This is a genomic window from [Muricauda] lutisoli (nom. illeg.) (assembly GCF_017313105.1).
GTDB lineage: Bacteria > Bacteroidota > Bacteroidia > Flavobacteriales > Flavobacteriaceae > Flagellimonas > Flagellimonas lutisoli.
In genome coordinates this window covers 186,066-198,351 of sequence record NZ_JAFLND010000003.1, presented here as the reverse complement: position 1 = coordinate 198,351, position 12,286 = coordinate 186,066, and the positions used below count along the sequence as shown (strand labels likewise).

The 12,286-nt window shown below is 42.4% G+C and carries 7 protein-coding genes; all 7 read right to left on the bottom strand.

Annotated features, from left to right (window positions below; all coding sequences use genetic code 11):
• Window positions 1-3 precede the first annotated feature (3 nt).
• Window positions 4-585 (bottom strand): precorrin-2 dehydrogenase/sirohydrochlorin ferrochelatase family protein, encoded by a 582-nt coding sequence (locus J0X13_RS11840; RefSeq protein WP_207071636.1) that lies wholly within the window; start codon window positions 583-585, stop codon window positions 4-6.
• A 71-nt stretch (window positions 586-656) separates the two neighbouring features.
• Complete coding sequence (locus J0X13_RS11835; RefSeq protein WP_207071635.1) at window positions 657-1,598, bottom strand: PorP/SprF family type IX secretion system membrane protein; 942 nt, start codon at window positions 1,596-1,598, stop codon at window positions 657-659.
• 3 nt (window positions 1,599-1,601) lie between these two features.
• The gene (locus J0X13_RS11830) at window positions 1,602-5,690 is read right to left on the bottom strand and encodes a T9SS type B sorting domain-containing protein (RefSeq protein ID WP_207071634.1); all 4,089 of its coding nucleotides are present in this window, start codon (window positions 5,688-5,690) and stop codon (window positions 1,602-1,604) included.
• A gap of 274 nt (window positions 5,691-5,964) precedes the next feature.
• The gene (locus J0X13_RS11825; protein ID WP_207071633.1) at window positions 5,965-7,755 is read right to left on the bottom strand and encodes a ribonucleoside-diphosphate reductase subunit alpha; all 1,791 of its coding nucleotides are present in this window, start codon (window positions 7,753-7,755) and stop codon (window positions 5,965-5,967) included.
• Between the two features lie 3 nt (window positions 7,756-7,758).
• A complete protein-coding gene (locus J0X13_RS11820; RefSeq protein ID WP_207071632.1) occupies window positions 7,759-9,033 on the bottom strand; it encodes a ribonucleotide-diphosphate reductase subunit beta in 1,275 nt (424 codons plus the stop codon).
• Between the two features lie 399 nt (window positions 9,034-9,432).
• Window positions 9,433-10,320 (bottom strand): diacylglycerol/lipid kinase family protein, encoded by an 888-nt coding sequence (locus tag J0X13_RS11815; RefSeq protein ID WP_207071631.1) that lies wholly within the window; start codon window positions 10,318-10,320, stop codon window positions 9,433-9,435.
• Window positions 10,317-12,284, bottom strand: a complete 1,968-nt coding sequence (locus tag J0X13_RS11810; RefSeq protein ID WP_207071630.1) for an LTA synthase family protein — start codon at window positions 12,282-12,284, stop codon at window positions 10,317-10,319. Before J0X13_RS11810 ends, J0X13_RS11815 begins: the two co-directional genes overlap by 4 nt.
• Window positions 12,285-12,286 lie beyond the last annotated feature (2 nt).

Genomic DNA, 12,286 nt, shown 5'->3' with positions numbered 1-12,286 from the left:
GACTCAATCCTTTTTGTTGACCAACCCTTTGGTAAACTCGTTCAAGGCCTCAACCTTTTGCTCAAAATCCCCCTTAAGGGTCTTGCGGTATTCGTTAAGATTGTTCACCAAGTCGTCAATGTTTTCGGGTAGTACATCTTCAAAAAATTGACGTAGCCGCTTGGCCGTGGTCGGTGATTTTCCATTCGTGGAAATAGCAACCTTTACATGGCCCTTCGTCACGATTCCACCCATATAAAAATCGCAAAACGGTGGATTGTCCGCCACATTCACCAATTTGCTCAACTTTCTGCAATCATGGTACACCTGCTCGTTCACTTCGGGTTTGTCCGTGCAGGCCACTACCATATGTTTCCCTTCCAAATACTTGTCAGCATAAACATCCTTGGTAATTTCAACATCATGCTTTTTGGCCAGTTCCAAGGTATCCGATAAAAACTCCGGGGCCACCATTTGTACTTTGGCCGAAGGGCTCGATTTCAATAAAAAGGTCAATTTTTCCAAACCTACGTTTCCTCCTCCAACGATCAACACATGTAAGTTGGAAACCTTTAAAAAAACGGGATATAGCTCATTCCTCTCCATAGCAGATCAATTTTAGCGGCATATTACAAAGCTAAAGATACTCACTATTTCTGGCTGAAGAATAGTGCGGTCTAAAATGTGGGGGCTTCTTTTTGTTTTTTGGGAGATTTGAACTCATAACGAACAAACAATTCATGTGAACCTCCCGTGTAACTGGCCAAATTGGATGTAGTCAGGTCATAGGCATAGCCCGCACTAAAATTTGGGTTGATTTGCATGCCCAACAAGGTTGAAAAAGAATCGTCCCACCGGTAGGCCAGCCCAAACGTGAAGGTTTCCTTGAGCAATGCATTTACCGAAATATCGGCTATAATCGGAGCACCAGGCACCCATTTTACGAAAAAAGCGGGTTTCAATTTCACATCTGGGGTCAAATCCACCGCCTTACCTCCAATAAAATAATAGTGCAAACGCTCCGCAGCTATTTCCTGTTCCTCTCCATCATAGTGTTTCTGAGAAAAAAAATTGGGTATGGCAAAGCCTAAATATCCTTTCTTCGTATCATAATAGAGCCCTGCACCAATAGTCGGGAAGAACTTGCTTTTTATATTATTTTGAAAGGCCACATCTTCATCTTCGGTAAGGCCCTTGGAAAAATCAACATCAAAAATACGTCCCCCCAGCTTCATCCCAAAAGAGAGCTTACTGTTGGCACTATCCAATTGAATGGTATAGGACACATTTCCGTCCACCGATATTTCGGAAGAAGGCCCCAAAGCATCTCGAGAGATAATCCCCCCTACTCCAAGTTTGTTTTCCAACGGCGTATCCACTGCCAACACCTGCGTGTTCGGAGCGCCATTTATACCTACCCATTGCGAGCGGTGCAAAAGCAAAGCGGTTAAATGTCCATTGTTGCCTGCATAGGCAGGGTTAACGCTCATAGTATTATACATATACTGGGTAAATTGAGGGTCCTGTTGTGCATGTATGGAAATGGAGCACAGGGCAAGCAGCAGCAAACATAGTAGCTTACATCCTTTTGTTCTATATTTTGATGCTATAATCCCCATTTTTTATCTGTTTAAATACAACCAGTCCGTTCGTGGTTCGGAGCCATCGCCCAAATCCAATACATAGTAATAGGTACCCACCGGTAGTTGATCTTCAGGTTGAACCATAGCACGTCCATTGGGCGTACCGTCCCAATCATTTTTATAGGATTTTGTCTGGAACACAATATTGCCCCATCGGTTGTACACCTGAAGTGTATTGCCTGGGTAACGTGAAATACAATCAATCTTAAAATAATCGTTGACACCGTCTCCATTTGGAGAAAACTCATTGTACACTACCAAACAGCTAGGCTCTACAAAAGCCTCGGCAGTATTGTTGCCTTCATCCGTATCCCATTGATCCACATAGGCCAAACTGACCCTGTTCAGGTAATCCTCTATATCCTGAACGGCTACGGTAAGCGATAGTGTTGCTGTTTCGGAAACAGCCAAGGATTCAATCTCCCAAAAAGAAGAATCGGAATCATAGGTACCCACTGTAGTCTCGAAACTGATGAATTCGTAGCCCAAAGGCAATTCTTCCTGTATACCAATATTTGTTGCATTGTCAATACCTTGATTGGTCACCGTAATCTCAAAAATAACCTCGTCGCCAATATTGGGCATTGCAACGTTCACACTTTTTGTAATAGCAATATCACTGGATTGTGGCACCACAAAAGCGGTTGCTTCATCATCATCTGTAACACCATCTGTTAAATCATCCTCAACAATCCCTGTTGATGGATCACTGTCAGGATCGGCATACAAACTAGCAGAAACAAAAGCCTGGTTCAAATATTCGTCTTCGGCACCTGTTGGGGGGTTGACCACGGCTAAAATTTCCAAACTTTCCGTATCCTGGTTCAAAAGGGTTCTGTTCAAGTTCCAAACCCCGGAAGCAGCATTGTAGACCCCTGCGGTTGAAGTATGGGACTCGTAGGTATACCCTAATGGCAATAGATCTGTTACCTCCACATTTCTGGCGTCGGACGGACCATTATTGGTAACACTGACCACAAAACGGACCGTATCACCCACATTGGGGTTGGCATTATCGACTGTTTTTGACAAGGAAAGATCGCTCAGCCCATAAGGCACTGGAGTTACAGTTGCTTGATCGTCCTCGGAGCCCAAATTATTGTTTGGTTCGGAATCTGGGTCGTACGTGTCCAAAACAATCAGTTCGGCCGTATTCTTGTATTCACCACTCGAAAGGACAACAGCCCTTATTTCCAAAGTTTCGGTTGAGGCATTGGCAAGAGTCGGCAAATCCCAAGAACCTGCAATTTCATCATAAATTCCGGACGATGTTGTGGCGGAAACGAATTGGTACCCGTCCTCCAGTTCATCCCCAATTATTAACCCTGAAGCATCGTTGGGGCCTTCATTATTTACCTCGATAGTAAATACAATCTCATCCCCGACCTCTGGGTTCATATCGTTAACCGTTTTGGATACCGAAATATCGGTTACGTGTCTTGGCGTGACAGTTTGTTCGTCTTGATCATCTTCTAAAAGCATATTATTGTCCGGTTCGGAATCAGCATCGAAGAAAGTAGCATCCACCACTTCGGTTCTTACGGTATAATCACCTGAAGGATTCACTTCAGCTACAATATTCAATTCCATTTGTGATTCCAATGCTAAACTCCCAACATCCCAAAGACCATTGGAAGGATTAAACAACCCTCCAGAATCGTCCGAAACATAGGTAAAGCCATCTGGCAGTATGTTTTCAACTTCAATTCCTATGGCATTACTTGGTCCTTCGTTCCATAACATGATGGTAAAGGTCACTTGGGTTCCCACATCGGGAGATTGGTTGTCCACACTTACGTTCAAAGCTAAATCTGCCGAGGGAATCGGTGTGGTGCCGGCATTGTCCTGATCGTTTTCAAAAACATTGTTGTTGTTCGGAATGGAATTGGGATCATACTGGTCAGCAGCAAATACTTCTGTCACATTAAAATAATCGCCTGTATTGTTAACAGTAGCTACAATGGAAAGGGTTTCTGTGCTGCCATCGGCCAAACTACCATTGAGCGACCACATCCCAGAAGTGGCATTGTAAATTCCTGCCGTGGTGCTGTGGGAAACATAGGTATATCCATCGGGCAACAAGTCCATTACCTCAACTCCCGAAGCATCACTTGGCCCTAAATTGGTGATATTGATGGTAAAAATCACTTCTTGGCCGATATATGGACTCAATACGTTCACAGATTTACGCAACAACAGGTCGGCCACAGGAATCACGATTGGCTCTACGGTCTGTTGGTCATCCTCAGATTCATTGTTGTTATTTGGACTTGAATCCACATCGTTTTCACCAACATTGGTCAACTCAGCCGTGTTCGTATAATTTCCTGTTGACAGTACTTCCACCAACACGTCCAGAGTCTCAGAAACTCCATTGCCCAAATCACCTACGACCCACGAGCCATTGGTCTCATTGTATGTGCCTATTGAGGGTGTAGCATTGATCAACTGATAACCTGATGCCAACAAATCCGTAACCACAATATTGGTGGCATCGCTCGGACCATCGTTCTGGACCGTTACCGTAAAAAGTATTTCCTCTCCTACCTCTGGAATAAATTGGTCCACCGATTTGGTCACTGAAATATCCACCAAAGGTTCTGGAACCACGGAAACGCCGTCTTGGTCATCCTCACCAGGACTATCGTTGTTAGGACTTGAATCCACATCCACTTGATCGTGACCTGTGATCTCCGCAATATTATCGTAATCTCCGGATGGGTTTACATTGCACAGGATATTTAAACTGACCGAACTGCCATTGGCCAAGGATCCTACATTCCAAATTCCCGTATTTGCATCGTAACTACCTCCACTATTATCGGAGACGTAGGTATAACCTGATGGCAGCAGGTCGGTCACTTCCACAGAAGTAGCATCACTTGGGCCATCGTTGTTTATGGTAAGCGTAAATCTTACATTATCACTCACCAAAGGCGGTGATTTGTCAATTGTTTTTGTCAAAGAAAGGTCAATCAATGCTTCAGGAGTTACCACTACATCACTTTGGTCATCTTCAGAGGATACTCCGTTGGAAGGGGTTGAATCGATATCAAAGGCATCAGAAGCAATGACCTGTGAGGTATTGGTATAATTTCCCGAGGCATTTACAACAACATCAATGGTAAGGGTCTCAGTATCTCCATTGGCCAAAGTACCTACCTCCCAAAAACCATTGGCAGGATTATAGGTGCCTGTTGTAGCGGAATATGACATATAACTAAAGCCGGACAACAATTGATCTACTACCCTCACATTGGTGGCATCGTGTGGTCCGTTGTTGGATACGGATATTTCAAAACTGAGCTGTTCACCCACATAAGGCGATAAATCCCCGCCCACCACTGATTTGATCAATGATAGATCCGCCTGCAGCGGAGCGGCCGTAATATTGTCCTCATCATCTTCGTTTTGGTCACCATCATCGTTGTTCGGTGTGCTGTCAATATCCAACTGGTCTGCGAAAATCACTTCGGCAATATGGGTATATTCTCCAGCAGCCGCTGTTGGAGTAAGAACGGTCGCATCAAAATTTAAAGATACCGTGTTGCTTCCAATGGGAACATTGATCCCCGTCCAAGTAACATTGTCCGTCAAAAAACTATAGGTACCGCTATTATCAATTGCTGTTACGTTGTTAAAACCGGCAGGAACAAAGTTTTCAATGGCTACTCCAGTAGCATCCACATCTCCAAAATTGCTCAGGTTAATCGTAAATGTGACCACATCTCCGATATTGGGAAGCGGATTACTGGCAACGAGCTCCAATTCCAGGTCTATTCCTTCTATGGTAATGCCCACGGTGTCCGAAGCTGTATCACAAGTAGCATCAGAAACGGTCCATTCAAAAATATAGGTACCTAGGGTTGTATTGAAAATTTGGGTATTCGGATCGTTGGAATCATCAAAAGTCACCAAGGTGGGGCCCGAAAGTTGCGTCCAGGATCCCGTGCCCACGGGTGGTGTGTCTGCACTTAAAAACACCGAAGTAGTCTGATCAAAGGTTTGATCAGAACCTGCATTGACCGCACAATCTTGTGCATACCCCGCCCTAGATAAAACGAGCACAAGAAAAACCATCAATATAGAACACCTGGAAAAAGGGTTGAAATGGGGTTTGGTCATAGCTTAGTTGATGAGGTTCACCTTACGTAGTAAGGCCTACCCAAACTTATCAAGAACAGTGTAGAATGGAGAAGTTATGTTGTATGGTAAGACGGTTTTGTTGTGAAATGGCACATTACTGATGAAAGAAACATCCCGCTTTGACTATATATCAAAACAAAAAAAGGTCCCGATTTTATCAGGACCTTTTTTCTTTTTAGGATTGGTTATTGGCTATTTATGCCTCGCAGCTCACACAATCTTTCTTTTGCTTGAATTTTTGTGCGGCATTCATGCTGTGCTGGTAATACAAGGATTTTAGACCCAGTTTCCATGCGGTAACGTGTATTTTATTGATATCTTTTGTAGGCATATCGGGGTGTACGATAATATTCACAGATTGTCCCTGATCAATATGGTTTTGTCTGTTGGCAGCTTGATAAATAATATCCAACTGATCTAATTCTGAATATGTTTTAAATACAGCTTTTTCTTCTTCGGTCAAGAATTCCAAATGCTGTACGGAACCATCCATATCGCGGATACTCTTCCAGACTTCAGCGGTATTTTGTCCCTTTTCTTCCAACAGTTCCATTAAAAATGGATTTTTGATGGTGGTCTTGATCTTCGCGATATCCTTTACATAGCAATTGGACCAGATAGGCTCAATTCCTTGGGACACCTGACCCAAAATAAATGCTGAGGAAGTAGTGGGTGCAATTGCATTCAATGTAGCGTTACGTCTTCCATAGCCCTTTAATACTTCCGGCTCTCCAAAACGTTCCGCCAATTGTTCCGAAGCCTTGTAAGAGCGTTCTTTGATCTCCCTAAAAATCTCGCTGTTCAGGTTATAGGCTTCTTGGCTGTTGAAGGCCAATCTTTTAGACTGTAAAAGAGAGTGCCATCCCAATGCACCTAGACCCAATGAACGGTTTTGTTTTGCAAAATTGTAGGCTCTTTCCATAAACAGGAAAGTTTGTTGGTCATCCCTGTCAGATGAATCTCTGTACGTCTCCAATTTTTCGATAAACTCGGTGATTACGGCATCCAAGAAGTGAACCATGGTCTCCACGGCATCCGTCTTTTTCCATTTGTCGTAATGCATCAGGTTGATACTGGAAAGCACACATACAAAAGACCAATCATCGTTAGATGGCAACATAATTTCTGTACACAAGTTGCTGGCGTGGATACGGTGGTTTTTATCTTTATAAACATCCGCGGCACCATCGTTGGCATTGTCGGAGAAGAATACATAAGGGTATCCCATTTCTCCTCTACGCTGCAACACTTTGGCCCAAACGGTTCTTTTTTCAACATCACCCTCGATCATTTCCTGCATCCATTGGTTCGTCACCGTTACACCGTGGGTCAATTGTTGGATAGGGTTTCCTTCAGTACCGATTTCCAAGAATTCCATAATGTCCTTATGGTCAATAGGTAAATATGGAGAAAAGCGACCGCGACGAACCGATCCTTGACTCACCACATCGACCATGGATTCGAACAACTGCATAATATGCACAGCTCCAGAAGCTTGTCCATTGTTTTTAACAGGTGCTCCCCTGTGCCTGATCTTACCGAAAAAACCAGATGTTCCACCCCCAAGTTTGGACATCATCCCCACCTCTGACTGGGTGTAAAGGATGTTCCCCATATCATCGTCAATATGCGAGCCAAAACAACTGATTGGCAACCCCCGCTTTTTTCCAAAATTGGACCATACCGGAGAGGCCAAAGAGAAAAAACCTTCGGACATGTAGCCGTAGAATTTGTCCGAATACCCCGGAATCTGCAAAATCTCCTCTGCCCTATCTCCAATCTCACGGATACGTTCCTCCGGGCTCACCCCTTCGGTAAGGTATCCTGATGCCAAAAATTGGCGGCTATACTGGTTCAACCATTCAAATCCCTTGCTTTCCTCACTCTTGAGTTTGGACAAGGTATCCTTTCTTGCGTTTACAAGTTCTTGTGTTTTGTTGTCTTGTTTTTGGTCAGTGGTCGGGGTTATTTGTGTTCTCTTCTCCATAATTTAAAAAAGGTCGTCGCTAGTTATACTTTGTGTTCTTTTGCTATAGTTGATGGATCTTTTTACAAAAAAGTCTCCGTGTTTTGTTCCAATGATTTCGTCGTCGAACCATTCGGTCTGCTCCAATAGTTTTTGGTCGACATCGAATATTTTGGAGATTCCGATGCTCTCCAATGAATTGTTGAATCTGTTTTTGATGAATTCGTTCACCAAATTTTTAGGCAAGAAATCCAGTTCACCCGCCTCAAAAATCCAATCCACTATTTTACTCTCCGCCTCAAATGCTTTCTCACAGATATCCTGGATCATTGCCTTGTATTCATCATCGAACCACTCTGGGTGTTCTTTTTTGATGATGTTGATCACATCAATACCAAAATCCCCATGGATCTGCTCTTCTTTGGAAGTGGCCTCTACAACATTGGAAATTCCCTTCAATACATTTTTGTGCTTATTGAATGCCATGATGATCAAAAACTGGGAGAATAGGGACACGTGCTCAATAAAAAGAGAGAAGAGCAAGATGGATTCCGCATACTCCTTGTTGTTCTCACTTTTTGCATTTTTAAGTGCAGTCTCCAAATACTGCACCCTTTTCATGATCACGGGCTTTTTCTTCAGGGTCTCGAACTCCCTGTTCAATCCCAAAATTTCCAATAGGTGTGAATAGGCATCGTGGTGACGAACTTCACTTTCGGCAAAGGTGGCTCCAACAGAACCTATTTCTGGTTTGGGCATTCTGTGGTAGATATCTCCCCAGAACGTTTTTACCGCTACTTCTATTTGTGAAATGGCAAGCATGGTGTTTTTGATGGCACTTCGCTCAACCTCCGTCAACCCGGATTTAAAATCCTGGATGTCGCTCGTGAAATTGAATTCGGTGTGAATCCAGTATGAGTGTCGGATTGCCGGTACGTACTCATACAATTGTGGATACTCGTAAGGCTTCAGGTTGATACGTTTCTCGAAAATATCCGACTCACGCATCTGAGCCCTTTTGTTCCTATAAATAATGTAGGCTTTTGCCGCATCGTGGAACTCACTATCCATGAGTTCGTTCTCAACAACATCTTGAACTTCCTCTACGGTCGGCAAATAATGTTCGTCTTGACTTTTTCTCTCCAACAACACATTATTTACGTTGTTGGCAATGGTCTGCGCATCGGTGATCTGGCCATGCTCCACAGCTGTCATGGCTTTCAAGATTGCATTTGTAATCTTGTGTAAATCAAATTCTTGCGTACTAAAATCCCTCTTAGTTATGTGAGTAATCTGCATGAAGAAAACGGTTTGGAGTTGTAAAAAATAGCTTGAACGTAAAATTCACATTTTCTTTACTTCGATTTTAAGTTGCCCCGATCAGGTTCTTAACACTTTTATCAACATTTGTGTTTTGTAACAACAAAAACCCTTCGGAACAAACGTAGAATAAGGGCTCGGGAAAAAAGCCGCCAACACCCGTAGGGTTTAAAATTTTTTTCACAGTTTTTTAACAAAAACTGTTAGTAAGAGATTTGAACCCAGTAAGCATATGGGATTGAGTAAAAATCAAAGAAAAGAAAAAGAACTCCAGACAATTTTTAGACCACTTCAAAAAGATTGGGCATCCACATATTAAAAGGTCTTATCAACAATAGTTGAGACCATCGATCAAACAGAAAAAGGAAAAAATCAAATTTAGGGAACCAGAACGCTCAAAGCCTTTTCTTCAATGGTGACACATATTTCAGATTCATTCAAATGATACAGTTCCCCATCAGCCTGTATGAGACGACCTTTTCTTTTCTCCTCGAAAGACAACTTTAGCTCTTTTACTTTAAAATACTTTACTTTTTTGAGATACTGGTTGAGTCTGAGCAGGACAAAAAAACCGAGTACAAATATTTCACCTCTTGTCAAGTTATCAATGATGACCACATCCAACAATCCATCTTGTAAAGAAGCCATTCTGGTCAAAGAAATATCATAACCCATCACTTTTGAATTTGATACAAAAAACATGAAAGGGTTTGTATTGTATGTCTTTCCATTGAGCTCTACTTTGATCCTTTCATTGTTTTTAAAATCCTTAATGGATTTTATGACGGCTTTGAGATAGGCCCAAAGTCTTCGTTGTCCACTGGAATTATAGTTGGAGATTACCTTTGCGTCAAAACCGATTCCCATATTGCTAAAAAAGGGTCTGCCATTTACCATGGCCACATCTATCCCATTTGTTTTGTTCTCTTTAATAACTTGGACCGCTTTTTTAATGTTTCGAGGTATCTTAAGGCTTTCCGCCAATCCATTTCCAGAACCCATGGGTACAATTCCCAATAAAACATTGGTATGGACCAAACATGAAGCCACTTCGTTGATCGTTCCATCGCCTCCGCAGGCCACAATTATTTTTGCGCCATCATTAAGGGACTCCTTGGTAAGTATTGTGGCATGTCCAGCATAATCGGAGACTTTTATGGTTATTTGGTATTCCGTTGTATTGAAGTATTTGTACAAAGTGGCCATATCCATCACAGTCCCTCCCTTGCCAGCTATAGGGTTTACAATAAAATGGATATTTTTCATTTCGCAAGGTTCGCATCAAGCCCTCCATGGTTGTAGAGATAATCGGCCAATTGGTAAAAAGAAATGGTCTCGTTTAAAAAAAATGTGTCCACGGATTCCTTTTTCAAACTATTGTCCTTTTGGTCCCATTTATATTGATTGGCCGTCTTTCCATCTCCCAAGACCATCAAATCATTTGACCTCAACAACCCAAGTTTCCTGTAGTTTCCGATAAACGCCCTTTGTTCCGAAGGTTTCATGCTGAAGACATCCCTTCCGAAAAAGTTGTTTTTATACTCCCATCCCAAAAGTGAGAAAAGGGTTGGAATCACATCGATCTGTGAACATTGCTGATCAATCCGTTTTGGCTTAAACCCATCAAGATTTACAAGTATGGCCGGAATACGGTAATGGGCCACATCCAACTCCCATTTACCTGCACTACTTGCGCAGTGGTCGGCCATAACAATAAACACCGTATTCTTGTACCAGGATTTGGTCTTGGCTTTTCGAAAAAAGTCTCCAATAGCGTAATCCGTATACTTTACCGCTCCACTCCTTCCTGTTCCGGAAGGAATATCGATTCGCCCTTCCGGATAGGTATAGGGCTTGTGATTGGAAGTGGTCATTATAAAGTTGAAAAAAGGTTTTCCTTGGTTTGAAGCCAAATCGGCCTCTTTCAAAACCTTGTTAAATATATCCTCGTCGCACACGCCCCAAGCATTTTCAAAGGTCACCTCATCATCTTCGATGTTCTTTCGTTGGGTAACAATATCCCCTGATGGTAAAAAGCCTCTTCCCCTATCCACAATATTGAATCCATTTCCACTGAAGAACTTGTCCATATTGTCGAAATAGCCATCTCCCCCATAAAAAAAAGTCCTACTATATCCCTTACTTTTAAACACTTCGCCGATAGTAAAGAGGTCTTGGTTGTGTTCCCTTTTTACAATGCTCCGTCCCGGTGTTGGGGGAACTGCCAGGGTTATGGCCTCCATTCCGCGAACCGTTCTTGTTCCCGTAGCATATAAATTGGTAAAATACGTCTCGGCCTTGGCAATGGAGTCAAGATTGGGTGTTAGTCCATCTTGGTTCCCAAAAACACCCAAATAATCCGCACTCAAACTCTCCACGCATATCAGAATCACATTGGGTCTTTTTTCCAAGCCTCCCTTTACTAGTCTTAGAATGTTCTTTTCTGGAAAAAGAAGACTGTCCGAAGGAGTTTTTAGATGTTTCTCCACAGCAACGAGGGCTTTCTTTTCCGGTAAGGTTCGATAGAAGTCGGTGTAGCTGAGCTCATTGTTCCTGAATGCAGCAAAGAATGAATATATACCTGCCTTGGAGAGTTCATTGTTATATCGGTTGTTTGATAGTTCTGCTTGCTCATTTTCCACGGTCCCACTGTAAAAAATCATAACAGCCAACGCAAAAATGGTAGGCACCAGCTTTTGACGAAAACCATCTGTTGAACCAAACGCCCTTTTAAAAACCCCTTTTCTCTTAAAAACCCATATGGTAAGTACAACCAGAAGCAACATACCCCCAATAAGAAGGGGCAAAGGATAAGACTCATTAATATTCTTGACCACCTCGTAGGTATAAATAAGGTAATCCACGGCAATAAAATTGAATCTTCTTTGGAACTCATCCCAGAAAGTGATCTCGGCAAAAAAGGAAAAATAAACCACCAACAAACCGATCGCCAATCCAAAGTAAGACAATACCCGGTCAAAAATTGAACCATAAAATCTCTTTGGCAACAGCAAAAAATATAGGGCACCCACAACATAGAAAAAAGATATGGTGCCTACATCAAAGAAAAAGCCGACGAAGAAAACCTTGATCAATCCAAAAAAAGAATGTTCAACTTGTGAAAAATCCAGGGTCAAAAAAATAGCCCGAACCAAGGAAGAAACCATCAAAAACAACACTGTAAAGGCATTGATAATTGAAAAACGAGATGGGAAAATATTTTTAAACATTG